This window comes from Halorussus halobius, from assembly GCF_004765805.1.
In the GTDB taxonomy this organism is placed as follows: Archaea; Halobacteriota; Halobacteria; order Halobacteriales; family Haladaptataceae; genus Halorussus; species Halorussus halobius.
This window is the reverse complement of the sequence record NZ_SBIU01000003.1, coordinates 533,126-549,365: the sequence shown is the minus strand read 5'-3', so window position 1 is coordinate 549,365 and position 16,240 is coordinate 533,126. Positions and strand designations below refer to the sequence as shown.

The following is a 16,240-nucleotide window of genomic DNA, read 5'->3' as shown; positions in this document are numbered from 1 at the left end:
CTTCGGTGGCCGGATACGGGCGACCACTGGCCACGTGCGCTCGGTGCATCAACTACCGCCCTCGGTGAGCAGTACCGCTCTCCTCGGTCCAGCGCGCTACTCGGTCCCCTCCTCGGGCGGCAGCAGCGTCGAGATTCGGGCGTTCTCCTTGAGCCGGATGCCGCCTGGGGCCACCGAGAGGGGCATCCGGTCGAGGGCGGCGAGTTCGACCGTGGGGTGGAACGCACCGCGAACCCGGACCGCGTCGCGGGTCTGGACCCGGAGCGGTCGGTCGGCGGTCAACCGCTCGTTGTACTCCACGAGGTACTGGCCGCCGTCGAGGTGCCACCACTGGTAGTCGTCCTCGTCGTCGCGCCACACCTTCTCGTGGGCCGAGACGTTGGCGCGGTCGAGTTCGTCGCCGCCGAAGTCGACCCGGCCGGGCGTCGCTATCTCCAGCACTTCGCTCGCGGTCAGGTCGAGGCCGCGCTCGGTGACTTGGGTCTCCTCGTGGAGCAGGCCGTCGACCAGCGCGGTGAGTTGGCTCGGTCGCACGGCCCGACCCACGACCGCCACGACCAAAAGTGGGGGCGTCGGTGTCGGTCGGAGACGCCAGTTCGAGGCGATAGCGCCTCGAACGCCCTCGGCGGGCTCGCGGTCGACGGTCGGGCTACGCTGATTCAGTCCGTGGTCTGGCTGTACTTTTCGACCCACTCCTGGAGGGTGATGCCCATCGCCGACTGGGTGATGGCGTTGGAACTCGCGGAGTTGGCGCTCTTGACCAGTTCGGCTTCGAGCGTGCGGTCGGGGACTTCCCCGAGGAAGTGGGGGATGGCGCGCTGGACCGCCAGCGGACAGCCGACCTCGTGGGCCAGCGCGTAGCCCGACAGCGAGTGGGGAATCTCCTCTGTGGCGTAGGTCGGGTCGGGGTCGAGCAGGGTCTCGTCGTCGACGTGGTCGACGTACTCGTAGCACTTGCCGACGTCGTGGAGCAGGCAGGCCGCCCGGACCACGTCGAGGTCGGGGTCCGCGCCGTGGAACTCGCGCTGTTCCTCGGCCGACCGCACCGCGATGCGGGTGACCCCGCGCACGTGCTCGACGTTGGTCTTCTCGTGGATGTTCCACGCGTAGGGCACGTCGGACACGTCCCGCCAGCCGCCCCGGTCGAGCGCGAGCGTCCACGCCTCGACCACCTGCTCGCGGAGGGCGTCGTCCTCGATGTCGGCGATCTCGGGGAACGCCTCGCGGACCTGTGCGTCGTAGTCGGGGCCATCGCCAACCATGATTCGGGGGTCTTCGGCACGGCACGTAAGCGTTCGTGTCTCGGGCGCGAGGAGTCCCGGCGCGCCGGAATCGTTTCGTCGAATTCGAGCAAAATATTTGTGCGTAGTGTGCAATTACCGAGCAATGACTGTCGTTATTATCGGCGACATCGAGACGTACAAAGAACACCAGCTCGTGCGGCGAGCGGTCGAGGAGCGGGGCGTGGAGACGGTCAGCGTCGACGTTACCGAGTGGCCGGGTGACACACCCGTCGAACACGCCGTTGGGAGCGGGAACTGCGTGTTCGGCGAGCCCATTCGGTTCGACGACGTGACCGGCGTGTTCTCGATGGTGCAGACGGTCTTCTCGCCGCTCGACACCCACTACGACTGGTTCGACGAGAAATCCGAACGGGCCGCCTACACCCAACGTCGGGAGTGGAAGCAGCTGTTCTGGTCGCTGATGGCCACGTTCGAGGAACACGGTGCGAAGACGCCGACCCCGCCGAGGGACCACTACTGGACGTTTCACCGACCGTTGATGCTCGAACGGTACGACGACGAGGGCGTTCCAGTCCCCGACTCGACGTTCACAAACGATCCCGACCGCGTCGAGGCGTTCGTCGAGAACCACTCGAAAGCGGTCGTCCAGCCGGTCAACGGCGGTCGGGGGCTGGAACTGATACGCCCCTCGGACCTCACCCCGGACCGCTTGCGGAAGTTGGCCGGCGCGCCGATAAAACTACAGGAGTACGTGCCCGGCGACGACACGCGCGGGTTCGTCGTCGACGGCGAGTTCGCCGGGATGGTCCGGTACGACTACGAGGGCGACGCCTTCTCGTTCCAGCAGCCGTCGGTCGACTACAGCGACGTCGAGTCGGTCGCGCTCTCGCCCGACCCCGACCTCCGCGATACCGTCGTCCGCGCGGGCGAACTCGCGCCCTCCGAGTACGCGGCGGTCGACGTGCGACTCACCGACGACGGGGAGTTCACCGTGCTGGAGAGCAACACGCCCGGCCGGTTCGCGGCCCACGACCTCGCGGGGTCGACCGACGTGGCCGGCCGAATCGCCGAGTATCTGGTCGAGTCGTCCGCGTAATCGGAGTCGTCCGCCGGACGGCGCTCCCGTTTACTCCACTCTCCGTGTGAACGTTTTTTACCCGAGGGTCGCGTCGAACGAACCGATGACCATCGTACTCGTCGGACAGACCGACTACGAGGAGTTCGAACTGCTCTCGGACGCCATCGAGGACCGTGGCGGCGACCCCGTCGCGTGGGACATGACCGACTGGCCGAGCGATAGTCCGGTGACTTACGACGTGGGCGCGGAAACTGTCATCGTCGACCGGGAGTTCGACGTCGAGGACGTAACCGCCGTCTTCCCGTGGGTCCATCAAATCTTCCACCCCGTACTGACCCGGTTCGCGGACGACTTCGAGACCGAAGGGGCGGCGAACCTGTTCACGAAAGTCGACCAGTGGCGTGGCGTCTTCCGTTCGCTGCTCGGACTGTTCGAGCGCCACGGGGCGACGGTGTTCTACCCGCCGGGAACCCAGTACTACGACACCTACATGCCGCTCCAACTGGAGCAGTTCGCGGAGGCGGGAGTCTCGGTCCCGGACACCCTGTTCACCACCGACCCGGACCGCGCTCGGGAGTTCGTCGCCGACCACGGCGAGGTCGTCTACAAGGCCCTCACCGAGGGCGAAAGGCCCGGTCGGCTGTCCGAAAGCGACGTCGAAGACGCGCCGTTCGACCGGCTGTCGAACGCCCCGGTCCAGTTTCAGGAGTACGTGCCGGGCGACGACGTGCGGGCGTTCTTCCTCGACGGCGAGGTCGTCGGGGCGAGTCGCTACGTCGTCGACGAGTGGACGTACAAGACCGACGTCCGAACCGACGACGCCGAGTCGGTCGACCTCCGGGACGAGGTTCGGCGCGACGTCGAACGCGCTGCGGACGCCGCGCCGATTCGGTTCGGGGCCGCGGACCTCCGGGTCGCGGACGACGACCACGCGCTCCTCGAAGCCAACCCCGGTCCCCGGTTCGCGTTCCACGACCTCCACGGGGCCACGGACGTCGCGGGCGTTCTGGCCGACGCGCTCGTGGACTGAGTGGCCGGGTCGACGTACTCATCCGGACGCGAGCGAGCTATCGGCTGATGGACGTAACTCACGTCGCCAAGCAGTCTCGCAAAAAGTCGGCACGACGTACGGGGCCCGTCGACGACCCCGCCGTCGCGCCCGGAACCGCGCGGTTACTTGTCGTCGTGGGGCGCGCTGGTGTGCTGGGTCTGTTCGCGGTCTTCGAGCGTCTCTTCCTCGTTCAGAGCTTCGATGAACGTTTCGTTCATGCTACGCCCATTAATTACGACTATATAGTATTAAAAGTTTTGTTTATTCCTAGAAAACTTTCCCGTATGGCGTCGGCGAGCGAACGGGGTTGTCGGTCCGTTCAGCCGCCGAACGGCGAGACGGTCGCCCGCAGTCGGTCGACGACGTCGTAGCGCGAATCGGCGTAGATAGCGCCGGACGCGGCCAGTACGAGCGCCGACCCCGCCCACTTGCCGACCAGATACCCGAGGACGAGGTCCACGAGCAGTCCGACGACGACGAACCCGTACGAGGCGGCGGCGTACGCCGCCAGCCACGTGGGACGGCGCTGCTTGAGGTGGCGTATCCCGCGCGTTCGGACGTTCTGCTCGTCCAGAAAGTCGGTCAGTAGCAGGTAGCCGTCGCCGTGGAAGAGCGGGTTGAGAGCCATGAACTGGAGGTTGAAACAGAGGATGCCCGCGACCGCGACGCCCGGATGCGGGAAGAGCGCGTAGTAGACGCCGAACACGACGAGCGTCCAGACGAGACCGTACGCCGGCCCGGCCAACGTGTTCCACATCCGGCGATTTCGCGGGAGCGACCACCCGCCGTGGGTCTTCGTCACGACCGCCGGGACGACGCCGTTGATGACCGAGGCACCGAACGACGGGTCCAACCCCTGTTTCCGGGCGGTGTGGTAGTGGCCCAGTTCGTGTACCACCACCGAGAGCGGTATCAACGGAATCAGGAGCGGCACGGCGTCGAAGAGGTAGCCGAACGGCCGGTCGAGAAACGGTTGGGCGAGGCTCGACAGGGTGGTGACCCACAACACGGCGTTGACGCACAACAGCATCCCGACGGCCAGCACCCGGTGCCAGAGCCGGATGTCCTCGGGCGACGCCACTCGCTCGACCGGCGCGCCCTCCCGGATGAAGTCGCCCTCGTACATCTCCCGGAGGACGTCCGCCGCGTCGGCGTCTCGCTCGGACGTCTCGTCGATGAGTTGTTGGATCGGCGTCTCGGACGCCTGCTGTCTCAGGGTGTCGACCACCACTTTCGGGACCTCCTTGAACTGGTCGTCGGGCGAGCGAATCCGGTACTTCCCGTCGACGCAGACCCACGTGAACCCGAACCGGGTGTCGGCCTCCTCCACCTCCGTTTCGAGCGGCGTTCGTTCCGTGACCGAGAGCATAATCCAGATACCGTTCTTAATTCAATATCCTCGCAATACGTTTAATATCTTGGGTTGGCTCGTCCGGAGCGAAACCGGCCACAGTCCCGTCGCGGCGAGTCACCTACTTTCATTATCGCGCTCGGAGAAGCGTTGCACATGAGTTTCTATCGGCGCGACTTCATGGAAGGAACGCGCGGAACGATGGGCGTCGATTGGGAGGAGCGAATCGACTTCCAGCGGATGCGCCGCGAGCGCAAGGAGCGGGCGGTCGAGCAGATGCGCGAGCAGGGGCTCGGAAGCATGCTCCTCATCAACGACCCCAACGTCAGGTACGTCACCGGCCTCGCCATGACCGGCGGGAGCGGGGCCGACCACTACACGCTGGTCACCGAGGACGGCGACGTGGTCCACTGGGACACCGCCGACCACGCGAGCAACCAGCGGTTCAACTGCCCGTGGCTCGACGACGTCCGGTACGCCGCGCCCGGCCTCGGCAACGTCCCGCGAGCGTCGGGCCGGGACTCCGCGCGCGACTGGCTCAAGGGCAAGATGGCCGATTTGGTCGTCTCCGCGATGGACGAGTACGGCGTGGACAAGGAACCGATGGGCATCGACGTGGGCAATCAGGCCCTCGTCTCGAAGTTCGAGGAGCGGGGCGTCGACGTCCGGGCCGGCGAGTGCGCCCAGGCGATGGAGGACGCTCGGAAGATAAAGACCCGCGACGAGATAGAGTGTCTGCGGATGGTCGCGGCGCTGTGTGAGGCCGGCTTCCAGCGCATCACCGAGACCGCAAAGCCCGGCATGCGCGAGTCGGAGGTGTGGGGCGAGGCCACCAAGGAACTCTGGCGGCTCGGCGCGATGGTCCAGGGCGGCTACGTCACCTCGGGGCCCAACACGTGGCCCAAGCATCAGGCCAACACCACCGACCGCGTGATTCGGCCGGGCGACCTGGTGTACGCCGACTTCTACAACATCGGCTTCATGGGCTACCGGTCGTGTTACTACCGCACCTTCAGCGTGGGCGAGCCGACGCAGGCCCAGAAGGAGGCCTACGAGAAGGCCCGCGACGACCTCTACGACGTGCTCGAACGAATCGAGCCGGGCGCGACCACCGACGAAATCTGTCGGGGCTTCCCCGACGAGGAGGGCGAGCACATGGACTGGTACGACGCCGACGAGTTCTGGGAGATGACCACCAACCACTGGGCCCACGGGCTGGGCCTGCAACTCTACGAGGTGCCGCTCATCTGGCGGGGCATCTCGCCCGACCATCCCATCGAAATCGAGGAGGGGATGACGATGGCGGTCGAGACCATGCGGCCCGCCGACCGGCAGGGCGTTCGGGTCGAGGAGATGGTGGTCGTCCGCGAGAACGGCGTCGAGATTCTGAGCCAGTGGCCGGTCGAGGAGATAACGACCATCGACCACTGACGCGGTCGTCGAATCGGTCCGGCGGGCCGCCCGGAAAAGCCGCCGGGCTCTCGGACCGTGCCCCCGGATTATATCCTCCTGTAGCCCCTCGTCGGCAGTATGGAACTGCTTGCAGACGACCTCGTCCCCGAGTACGCCCGCGAGGTCAAACGCGAGGCCCGAGCGTTCGCCGACGAACACATCGCGCCCAACGCCGAGGAGTGCTTCCGCGCGGGCGAGTACCCGTGGGAGATACTGGAGGCCGGACAGGACGCCGGCCTCGTCGCTCAGGACATCGGCGAGGAGTGGGGCGGCAAGGGGTTCGACGTCGTCCAGATGCTCGCGGTGGCCGAGGAGTGGTTCCGCGCGGACGCCGGCATCGCCCTCACGCTCCAGTTGGCCAGCTTCGGCGCGGAGCTAGTCGAGGAGTACGGCACCGACGAACAGCGCGAGGAGTACCTCCGCCCGGTCGCCGAGGGCGACGCCGTCACCGGCCTCGCGGTCTCGGAACCGGACACCGGGAGCGACCTGACCGGGATGGAGACCACCGCCGAGAAGGACGACGAGGCCGACGAGTGGGTGCTGAACGGCGAGAAGTACTGGATCGGAAACGGCGTCGAGGGCGACTGGCTCACCGTCTACGCCCGGACCGGCGACGACCCGGACAACCGCTACGGCAACCACTCGCTGTTCATCGTCCCGACCGACGCCGAGGGGTACGAGGCCGAACACATCCCCGAGAAGATGGGGATGCGCGCGAGCAAGCAGGCCCACGTCGTCTTCGACGACTGCCGGATTCCCGCCGAGAACCTCGTGGGCTACGAGGGCGCGGGGTTCATGCTGCTCGCGGAGTTCTTCAACTTCGGCCGCGTGGTCGTCGCGGGCCACGGCCTCGGCCTCGCGGCGGCCGCCATCGAGGAGGCGTGGGAGTTCGTCCACGGCCGCGAGGAGTTCGGCCGGACCGTCGCCGACTTTCAGGCGGTCCAGCACGGCCTCGCCGACATGCGACTGGAGTTCGAGGCCGCCCGCGCGCTGACCTACCGGGCCGCCGAGAAGGTCCGTGACGGCGACGACGCCGGCCTGTGGGCCGCGATGGCCAAGACGAAGGCAACCGAGACCGCCACCGACTGCGCCGAGCAGGGGATGCAGTTCCACGGCGGGCGCTCGATTCTGACCGACCGCCGCATCGCCCGGGTGTACCGGGACGTCCGCGTTCCGGTGGTCTACGAGGGCGCGAACGAGATTCAGCGCAACCTCGTCTATCGGCAGTGGTGAGGGGGCCGGTGGTCCGTGTCCCCGGCCGTCGCGCCGGAACTGCCGGGCGACCGGACTCTTTTCCCGCCGGGGTGTGAACGACGGTCCATGCGAGCCGTGTTCTTCGACCTCGACGGGACGTTGCTCGAACTCCCCGAGGACTTCGAGGCCCTCTTCGAGGCGGCGCTGTCGGACGCCGGCGTCGATTCCGGGCCCGACTACTACGAGCGCTACCGGGAGGACCTGTTCGAGCATCTCGACGACTGCCATCCCGAACCCTATCGGGCCGCGATGGCCGACCTCCGCGCGGAGTTCGGCCTCGTGGCCGACTTCGAGACGCTCGCGGAGGCGTACGTCGACCGCGAGGTCTCCGCGACCGAGCCACGGCCCGGCGTCCGGGACGCGCTCGCCGCGCTCGACCGTCCGGACTGTGCGCTCGGCGTGCTGACCAACGGCGCGGCCGCCGTCCAGCGCCGAAAGCTGGCTCACCACGACCTCGACTCGTATTTCGCCGCGGTGGTGGTCTCGGGCGAGGTCGGAGCCGGCAAGCCCGACCCCGAAATCTTCGCCGCCGCGAAAGACGCGATTCCGGCCGACGAGTACGTCTTCGTCGCCGACGACGTAGAGCGCGACGTGGTGCCCGCACAGGACGCGGGCTTTACCGGCGTCTATCTCGCGGCGGACGACGCCGAGCGAACCGGCGACCGCGTGGACGCGACCGTCGAATCGCTCGCCGAGGTGCCGACGCTTTTCGACTGAGGCCGGACTGTTCCGTGAACCGACCGGCCGACGACGCCACGAAGCGACTGGCCGACCAGTCCACGAACGAGCTAGCAACTGTCTCGCGAGCGAACGAGCGTCGGCGCGAGTGCGCGAGCGGCCCGAGGAACCCTCGACAGAGCGCCTCCGGCGCTCCGGAGGGGGTGACGACGGGTTTTGGTCGAGCTTTTGCCAGCGGAGGGCCGCGCTTCGCGCGGCCCGGAGCGCAGCAGAAGGTCGTGGCGAAACCTTGTTGTTCTCGGCCTGCGACCCCTCGTTCATGAGCGACTGGGAGTGCGGGATAGACGAGTGCAGCGAGACGTTCGACGACGTGGAGGCGGCCATCGTCCACCAGACGACCGACCACAAGCGCCGGGAGTGCAAGGTCTGTGGGTCGGTCGTCCCCGACGGCTACTTCGCCATCCGGCACGCGTTCGACGAGCACTCGCGCGCCGAGTACGTCCGGGCGTACGGCGCGAGCGCGGCCGAGGTCCGGCGGCGCGAGCGCGTGCGCGACGCCGTCGAGGACGACGCGGACCTCCAGCAGGTGGTCGACCGACTCGACGAAGTGACCGGCGGCCTCTGAGCGGCGTCTCACTCTCCACCGCTGGAATCACAGCTACAGCCTCGAACGCCCTCGGCGCGCTCGCCGCTGTCAGACGGTCCTGCTCGCCTGCGGCTGTCGTCCGAGCGCGTCGCCCCCGTGATGACGAAACTCTTCGATTTTCGAACCACGCGGGCTGTGACTGCCGAGTTCTCGTTCGCTGGCTCGCGGCAGTGTCGCTCGCCCAACGCGGCGCGATGCGCCCGGCACCGCCCACGAGACGGTCGCTGAGCGGGATGTCCGCGCTCTCCGCGCCGTCGGACCGGCGGTCCGACGAGCAGTCGGTCGCTTCGCTCCCGACGACGGGCTCGCCTCCCTCGCGCGGATGGGCGCGGCATGAGGCCGCGCCGTGGGGGGCACGCTCCCACGAGCCTACCTCACGTCGTTCCGCGAGACGCCGACGGACAATCCGCGTCCGTCGAGCCTGCGCGCGCGTCGCTTGCGCAAACGCCGGCAGACACCCGCGTCTGCCGAGCAATCGCGCCACGAGCGCGGTGACGCCAGCCCGCGCCGACCGTGGAACGAGAACCAACAGTGTGGTCCCGTGACCGAGTTCGAACTGGGGCTCTAAACTACTCCGAGTTCCATCCCACACCTTCATTCGCCCCGAGCGCGTGGCTCCTCGCATGCGCGAACACGCCGCAGACCCTCCAGTCGAGGAGCGAATCGGGGACCCCCTGCGCGAGCGCGAGGAGACGGTCGCGGTCGCCGAGTCCTGCACCGGCGGCCTCGTCGGGTCGCTGCTGACCGACGTGCCGGGGTCGAGCGACTACTTCGACCGGGGGCTGGTCACCTACTCGTACGACGCCAAACTCCAGCACCTCGGGGTCGCCCGCGAGACGCTCGACGACCGCGGCGCGGTCAGCGAACCGGTCGCCCGCGAGATGGCCCGCGGGGTCCGGGACGTGGCGGGGACGACGTGGGGCGTCGCCACCACGGGCATCGCCGGGCCCTCGGGCGGCACCGACGAGAAGCCGGTCGGCACCGTCTTCGTCGGCGTCGCCTACGCTGGCGAGTGGGGCACCCAGTCGTCGGACGCGACCGTCTCGCGCTACGAGTTCGACGGCGACCGATTGGCGGTGAAAGAACAGATCGCCCGGCGAGCGCTCCGGGACCTGCTGGCCGAGGTGACGACCAAGCGGAACGGGGAGTGAGGCGGGCAATGTCGCCCCGGCCGAGCGACGACCGCTGACCGCTCGGGTACTGAGTTCCGAAGCGACGAAATTTATGCGTCCGGGCCGTGACAGTCGAGGCGTGACCGAAACTGTCCTCATCACCGGTTGCTCGTCGGGCATCGGCCGCGAGACGGCACGCGCGTTCCTCGACGACGGGTGGGAAGTGTACGCCACCGCCCGCAACCCCGCCGACGTCCAGACGCTGGGCGAGGCGGGCGCGAACATCGCCACGCTCGACGTGACCGAGCAGGACGACGTCGAGCGCGTCGTCGACCGCATCGTCGACGAACACGGCCGCATCGACTGTCTGGTCAACAACGCGGGCTACGCCCAGCTCGGCCCGGTCGAGGACGTACCGGTCGAGCGCGTCGAGGACCAGTTCGCGGTGAACGTGTTCGGTCCCCACCGGCTCGTCCGCGCGGTCCTGCCCCACATGCGCGAGCGCCGGGCGGGAACCGTCGTCAACGTCTCCAGCGTGTCGGGGCGCATCGCCACGCCCGGTATGGGCGTCTACAACGGCTCGAAGTTCGCCATGGAAGGACTCACCGACGCGCTCCGGCCCGAGGTCGACGAGTACGGTATCGACGTGGTGCTGGTCGAACCCGGCCCGGTCGACACCGCGTTCACCAAGCGCGCGGCCAGCGAAATCGAGGGCGTCGAACGCTCGGACGCCTACGAGGGCCTCTACTCGATTCTGGACGACACCGAGGCCATCGGCGGCGGCGGTCCCGGCTCGATACCGCCCCGCCGGGTGGCCGAGGCCGTCCTCGACGCCGCGAACCTCACCGACCCCGCGCCGCGCTACCCGGTCGGCCGGGTCGCAAAAGTCGGCGGGCTGGCTCGGCTCGTCCCCGCGAGGCTACGCGACCGGCTGTACGGCCTCGCAACCTCGCTCGTGTCGAAGAACCCGCTCGGGGACTGAGCGGGATTGTCGTAGCAAGTCGTAGAGCCGTCGGACCCTTCTCGGCATACTCGGGCGACAGTATCCGTCCGTTGGTCGGTGAATCCCCGAAGCGCGACGATACTCCCTACGAGTTCAGTCGAGACAGCTCGCGACGAGGGTCAGCGCGCGCTCGCCCCGGACCTCGTCGGCCAGCAGGGGGACGCGCTTGACGTCGTGGCCCCGGAAGACGTCCTGGGCCTGGGCGAGCGCCTCCTGCTGGACCTGCCACCGGCGCTGGCAGAACTCACAGTCTTCGAGGTCGGGCGAGACGAACGCGTCGGCGTCCCCGGCGTCCGAGACGGCCGTCAGGTCCTCCATCACGCGGTTGACCACCACGGTCCCGGCCGGAATCTCGAACTCACGGAGCTGACCCAGCAGCCGCTGGGACTCGAAGACGCTCAGCTCCTCGGGCACCATCACCACCCGGAAGTCGGTCTTGCTCGGGTCACGGAGGGTCGCCCGCAGGCGCTCGACGCGGTCGCCGAGCGCTTCGAGGTCGTCGAGCCCCTCCTCGGGGTCGACGTCGTCGCCGCCGAACATCCCCTTCACGCCCTCCATCATCTGCCCGAACTGCTGTTTCAGCTTGAGAATCCGGCCGACCATCGTGTCCAGCAGTTCGGGCAGTTCGAGCAGCCGGAGCGTGTGACCGGTCGGCGCGGTGTCGACGACCACGCGGTCGAACCGCTCGTCGTCCATGAACTCCAGCAGCTTCTGCATCGCGGCGGCCTCGTCCGCGCCGGGCATCGGTCCGCCGAGCAGCGCGTCCATCGGGTCGTCGCCGCCCAGCAGGCCGCCGAGCCCGCCCATCGGCCCGTCGTCGCCCATCGCCCCCGGGTCGTCGCCGGTCGAAGCTCCCGGCTCCGCGCCGAACCCGGCTCCGTCGTCGGCCGCTGATTCGCCGCCGGCACTCGCGCCGCCGAACACCGCGTTGCCGGCTTCGAGCGCGGCGTCGGGGTCGATCTCGGCCGCGTAGAGGGGCACGTCCTCGCGGATGCGCTCGGGCGTCGCGGGAATCTCGGTCTCGAAGGTGTCCGACAGCGAGTGGGCCGGGTCGGTCGAGACCACCAGCGTCGCCGTGCCGCCACGGGCGCTGGCCAGCCCGGTCGCGGCCGCCATCGTGGTCTTGCCGACGCCGCCCTTGCCCCCGTAGAGGACGTATTCGGGCGCATCCACGCCCACCGGCAGGTCGCCCTCGTCGATGCGCTCGACCGGCTCCACGTCGAGTTCGCTCATTGGTGACGGGTACGGAGTCGGGACTTGTGTACCCGTCGGTCTTCGAGATTCGGGTTCGGTACGAGGTGCGGTCGCGGAGGCGGGTGCGGTCGCGGTTACTCACAGGTGACGGCAGTAGCTAGCTCGGTCTCACTCGAAACGGTAATGGACGATACCGGAAGGCCAGTTTCTGCCTCGACACGACACCGTGATGTCGGACTGCATCCCGGAGACGCACGATACCGCAAGGTTAGCTTCTGCCTCGACCTATGAGAACCGCGACCGCCCCGCAGAGCAACGGCATTGCAATCGCACAGCAACCGCACTGCAATCGCACTGCAACCGCACTGCAATCGCACTGCAATCGCACAGCAACCGCACCGCGACGGCAGTCCTCACGCCTCCCCAGCCTCGGGGCGCATGAACGCGCCCCTCCCTCGCGCGCTTCGGCGCGACCACTTGCGGGTCGCGCCAGCGCGCGCCGGGTAACTAGTCACGTTACAGTCTGACTCGGAGGCCGACTCCGGTCCCACTCAGTCTCCCGTCCGCACGTCGGCCACGTCCGCCCGCGAGGCCGCCAGCACCTCGTCGGCCGTCAGGTCCACCTCTCGCCACGGGGGGAGCCGGCGGTCCTCGCCAGGCGGGCGAATCGCCTCCGCGTAGGTGTCGACCTGCTCGCGCTCGGCGGCTCGGTCGTAGTCGAGCCCGTTGAACGCGGCGTCGGCGGCGTACTGCTCGACGAACCCGCGAGCGGACTCGCGGTAGCGCTCGGGTAAGCTCTCGTAGTCGGGAGCGACGCCGCCCTCCTCGACCGCACGCAGCAGCGCCCGACCGACGTGGCGGCTCATGTCCGAGAGGCCGGTCGGGCCCGACACCGCGCGGTGGTCGTGTTCGTACCGGCCGAGGTCGACCTGCGCGGTGCCGTCGAACCCCGCGTGGGCGAACGTCTCGCCGAGCTGGCCCACTTCCAGTCCCCAGTGGCGCTCGACTCGCAGCGAGCGCGCGAGGTCGGCGGTCAGGCCGAACTCGCCCGCCAGCGCGTACCGGAAGGCTCCGAGGTAGTCCAGCACCGCCGCGTCGGGATGGGCGTCGGCGAGCGCCCGCACCAGCGGGGCGTAAAAGAGCCGACACAGCCGACCGTAGAGCCGCCCGCTCTCGACCCGGGCGTAGTAGCCCTTCGTGAACTGGTAGCCGGTCGCGAGCGGCGCGAGCAGCCGCGACACGTCGGCGGCCTCGTAGGTCTCGGCGTCCGCGTCGTGGACCACCACGTACTCGCGGTTCGCGGCCGCGACCCCGAGCGCGAGCCAGGCGTCCCGGCCCTTCCCGGCCTCGCCGTTCAGCCCGTGGCGCGCGAGCAGGTCCCGAACTTCGGGCCCGTTGCACCACAGGACCGTCAGCGGGAGGTCGAACTCCGAGAGCCACGCCGCGAACTCCGGCACCGTGTCGGCCGGCGCGCGCAGCGGGACGACCACCTCGGCGGGCGCGACCGACTCCAGCTCCGAGAGGACGCGCTCGGCCGCCAGCCCGGCGTACTCCCGGTCGGTCATCGGGACCACCACGGCCGCCCGCTCGGTCGGCGCGTCCGGGACGTGGCCCGTCAGGTCGTGGAGTGTGGCGATTCGCTCCTGTCCGTACTCCATCGACTCGGGGTTGGGAGCGCGGGGTAGAAAAGGACCCGGAAGCGGAAGGCGACGAGCAGTGGTCTCCCGGAACGGCGTTCGTCTTTTGCACGCTTCGAAAGTACTGGATTTAAATAACGTCGATATCGACTATTCGGCGGATTAGAGACGAGGCATGACGAGAGACGACGCCAGTGATACGCTCCCCACGCCAAAAGAGATTCTAGCGACTCACGAGGAAATCGAACGCGCGTACGACATGAAATACACGGGAGTACGAGTTGCCGCACCGAAATTGAAACTCGAGCGTATCGTCCGGGGGGCAGACGACTACGACGACCTGTATCACCGGGCGGCGTATCTGCTTCGGAAACTCGTCACGGCACACCTCTTCGAGGACGGAAACAAGCGAACTGCATGGGTAACCGTTCGAAAGTACCTCGCGGACAACGGCGAAACGCCCGCTAGGCGCGACTCGAACGCCGGACGAGTCCTGCGTCGCATCCGGCGGTACGACGTTGCCGAAATCGCAGAGTGGCTAGAAGCAGGTGAAATCGACGAGTCCAGATTAGGACCGTAATGCGGGAGGAAGATTGAAGACCGAAGGTGACCAACAATAACCAACGACTACTATGAGCCAGCAAGGTTCGGAGCGAGACGGAATCGAGGAACACCGCGAGCGCGTCCGAGAACTCATCGACGACGATCGGGAACTGTTAGACGAGTTGGCCTAGCGTCTCTTTTGGCTGGGTGCCGTTTACTCCGTCGACTCGGGTCGGGAGCGCGGGGTAGAAACGGACCCGGAAGCGGCACGGAACGGCACCCGGACCGGAATCTCGCGGGGGCGTCGTCCGGAGTGGCGTGCGAGCCCCGAGACCGCTCGAAACTGTCTCCGAAGCTACTCGTAGCGACACGATGATATGTCCCTGTTCTGTGGAATCAGCCATGAGTTCAACGCTGTCGAACGCGCTCACCGACGCGCTCCACGACGCCGTCGGTGACGGGTTGCGGACCGTCGCCCTCGTCGACGTTCCCGACCAGGAGTACGAGCTGGCGCACATGCGAGCCGACATCGACGAGATGTACACCGGGGAGATGCGCGAGGACATCCTCGAAGAGGTCGTCTTCGAACACATCGCGGAAGCCCGGAAGGAGGACCTGTTCCCGCCGCTGGGCGGACTGGAGTACACCGTGCGGATATACGGAAAGGGAATCAATCTGGTGGGCTGGACCCGCGAGACCGCGGTCTTCGTGGGGCTCGACCGCGACCCGGAACTCGTCCCGCCGGCGGTCTCGGTCTGCCGGCGCGAGCTCTAATCCCCGTGGGCCACGCTCGGGTCCCGACCGCCTTCCGGTAACACGTCGGCCAGCCAGAGGACGACCAACACCGCCAGTACCACGGTGAGCGCGCCAGCGAACGTCCGGAACACCCTGTCGTACCCCAGTCCGGACTCGACCAGCGACCCGAGGACGAAGCTCCCGATGGCTTGGGCTATCATCATCACGCCGCTGTACACCGAGTAGGCGCTGGCCCGGTTTTCGTCGGGCAGCGAGTCGAGCAGGTAGGTGTCCAGCGCCGGGAAGAAGCTGTGGGCGACGTAGCCCATCGCCACGGTCGCGGCGGTGAGCGCGAGTAGCCCCTCCGCGACGGTGAGCGCGAGCAGCGACGCGACGAAGCCCGCGAAGATGGCGAGCATCAGCGGGACGTGCGAGAAGCGGTCGGCGAGTCGCCCGGTGACCCAGAACGCGGGCACGCCGGCCGCGAAGATGACCGTGAGCAGGTTGCGCGCGGTCCCGGCGTCGACGCTCTTGGTCGCGGTGACGTAGGTGACGTAGAAGTTGAACAGCCCCTGCCAGACGAACCCGGCCGCGCCGAGGATGGCGACGCCGCTGGCGATGATGGGCCACTGGCGGCGGGCGGCCGCGAGCAGGTCCCTGTCGGCGTTCCCCACGTCGGGCAGGTCGGCCCGGCGCGCGGCCAGATAGAAGCCCACCGTCACGAGCGCCGCGACGAGCGAAACCGACGCGAACACCTCGCGCCACGTCGCGGTCAGCAACACCGCGCCGACGAACAGGGGCGCGACGACCGCCGCGAGCTGGCTCGCGGTGCCGTGGACGCCGATGACCCGCCCGACCCGCTGGGGATACAACTCGGTGACCAGCGGGTTCGCGGCGATGAAGTACGCCCCGCTGGCAACGCCCATGAGGAACGCGCCGGCACCCAGCGTGAGGACCGAGTCGGCGAAGGCGGTGAGTCCGGCGGCCGCCGACAGCACCGCGCCGGTCCCCAGCACGACCCGGTGGCGCTCGACCCGCGTGAGGAGGTAGCCGGTCGGAATCCGGGGCAGGGCGCTCCCGAGCCACGCCAGCGTGGCGATCAATCCGGCGGTCGACTCGGTGAGCTCGAACGCCCCCGCCAGGGGGTCGAGCAGCGGCGCGAACACCACCCGGCCGAAGTTGACCAGGAAGACCACCGAGCACATCGACGCGAAGACGCGACTACGGGACACCTCGGGAGCTACTCCGACCCCACAGTCAAA

General features: G+C 68.2%; 16 protein-coding genes. 10 read left to right on the top strand and 6 right to left on the bottom strand.

The window, feature by feature from the left end:
• Positions 1-96 precede the first annotated feature (96 nt).
• The gene (locus EPL03_RS09500; protein ID WP_135829089.1) at positions 97-534 is read right to left on the bottom strand and encodes a dCTP deaminase/dUTPase family protein; all 438 of its coding nucleotides are present in this window, start codon (positions 532-534) and stop codon (positions 97-99) included.
• 125 nt (positions 535-659) lie between these two features.
• Positions 660-1,262 carry an HD domain-containing protein gene (locus EPL03_RS09495; protein ID WP_135829088.1) on the bottom strand — a complete coding sequence of 201 codons (603 nt, stop codon included), beginning with the start codon at positions 1,260-1,262 and terminating at the stop codon, positions 660-662.
• A 124-nt stretch (positions 1,263-1,386) separates the two neighbouring features.
• On the opposite strand from EPL03_RS09495, the gene EPL03_RS09490 reads away from it, so the two are divergent.
• Both EPL03_RS09490 and EPL03_RS09485 read left to right on the top strand, forming a co-directional pair.
• The gene (locus EPL03_RS09490; protein WP_135829087.1) at positions 1,387-2,340 is read left to right on the top strand and encodes an ATP-grasp domain-containing protein; all 954 of its coding nucleotides are present in this window, start codon (positions 1,387-1,389) and stop codon (positions 2,338-2,340) included.
• An 85-nt stretch (positions 2,341-2,425) separates the two neighbouring features.
• Complete coding sequence (locus EPL03_RS09485; protein ID WP_135829086.1) at positions 2,426-3,352, top strand: ATP-grasp domain-containing protein; 927 nt, start codon at positions 2,426-2,428, stop codon at positions 3,350-3,352.
• Positions 3,353-3,692: 340 nt separating this feature from the next.
• On the opposite strand, the gene EPL03_RS09480 is transcribed toward EPL03_RS09485, so the two are convergent.
• Positions 3,693-4,742 (bottom strand): M50 family metallopeptidase, encoded by a 1,050-nt coding sequence (locus EPL03_RS09480; RefSeq protein WP_135829085.1) that lies wholly within the window; start codon positions 4,740-4,742, stop codon positions 3,693-3,695.
• Between the two features lie 138 nt (positions 4,743-4,880).
• On the opposite strand from EPL03_RS09480, the gene EPL03_RS09475 reads away from it, so the two are divergent.
• The 6 genes from EPL03_RS09475 (at position 4,881) to EPL03_RS09450 (ending at position 10,848) form a co-directional block, all read left to right on the top strand.
• Entirely contained in the window at positions 4,881-6,155 is a 1,275-nt protein-coding gene (locus EPL03_RS09475) for a M24 family metallopeptidase (protein ID WP_135829084.1), read from the top strand.
• A gap of 99 nt (positions 6,156-6,254) precedes the next feature.
• Entirely contained in the window at positions 6,255-7,409 is a 1,155-nt protein-coding gene (locus EPL03_RS09470) for an acyl-CoA dehydrogenase family protein (RefSeq protein ID WP_135829083.1), read from the top strand.
• Positions 7,410-7,496: 87 nt separating this feature from the next.
• Positions 7,497-8,147: an HAD family hydrolase gene (locus tag EPL03_RS09465; protein WP_135829082.1), complete on the top strand. Its 651-nt coding sequence runs from the start codon at positions 7,497-7,499 to the stop codon at positions 8,145-8,147.
• Positions 8,148-8,427: 280 nt separating this feature from the next.
• The gene (locus EPL03_RS09460; RefSeq protein WP_135829081.1) at positions 8,428-8,733 is read left to right on the top strand and encodes a DUF7565 family protein; all 306 of its coding nucleotides are present in this window, start codon (positions 8,428-8,430) and stop codon (positions 8,731-8,733) included.
• A gap of 644 nt (positions 8,734-9,377) precedes the next feature.
• Positions 9,378-9,905 carry a CinA family protein gene (locus EPL03_RS09455; RefSeq protein WP_135829080.1) on the top strand — a complete coding sequence of 176 codons (528 nt, stop codon included), beginning with the start codon at positions 9,378-9,380 and terminating at the stop codon, positions 9,903-9,905.
• 73 nt (positions 9,906-9,978) lie between these two features.
• On the top strand, positions 9,979-10,848 hold the full coding sequence (locus tag EPL03_RS09450) for an SDR family oxidoreductase (protein WP_135829079.1): 870 nt from the start codon (positions 9,979-9,981) through the stop codon (positions 10,846-10,848).
• Between the two features lie 114 nt (positions 10,849-10,962).
• Here EPL03_RS09450 and EPL03_RS09445 read toward each other — a convergent pair whose 3' ends face one another.
• Together EPL03_RS09445 and EPL03_RS09440 are read right to left on the bottom strand one after the other, a co-directional pair.
• Complete coding sequence (locus EPL03_RS09445; RefSeq protein ID WP_135829078.1) at positions 10,963-12,102, bottom strand: ArsA family ATPase; 1,140 nt, start codon at positions 12,100-12,102, stop codon at positions 10,963-10,965.
• Between the two features lie 512 nt (positions 12,103-12,614).
• Positions 12,615-13,721: a glycosyltransferase family protein gene (locus EPL03_RS09440; RefSeq protein WP_135829077.1), complete on the bottom strand. Its 1,107-nt coding sequence runs from the start codon at positions 13,719-13,721 to the stop codon at positions 12,615-12,617.
• 154 nt (positions 13,722-13,875) lie between these two features.
• Here EPL03_RS09440 and EPL03_RS09435 point away from each other — a divergent pair, with 154 nt between their 5' ends.
• Positions 13,876-14,280, top strand: coding sequence for a Fic family protein (locus EPL03_RS09435; protein ID WP_135829076.1), 405 nt, complete (start codon positions 13,876-13,878; stop codon positions 14,278-14,280).
• Between the two features lie 365 nt (positions 14,281-14,645).
• Positions 14,646-15,017, top strand: coding sequence for a hypothetical protein (locus EPL03_RS09430; protein ID WP_135829075.1), 372 nt, complete (start codon positions 14,646-14,648; stop codon positions 15,015-15,017).
• On the opposite strand, the gene EPL03_RS09425 is transcribed toward EPL03_RS09430, so the two are convergent.
• Complete coding sequence (locus EPL03_RS09425) at positions 15,014-16,210, bottom strand: MFS transporter (protein ID WP_244605237.1); 1,197 nt, start codon at positions 16,208-16,210, stop codon at positions 15,014-15,016. The two genes, EPL03_RS09430 and EPL03_RS09425, sit on opposite strands and share 4 nt — an antisense overlap.
• Between the last annotated feature and the right edge of the window lie 30 nt (positions 16,211-16,240).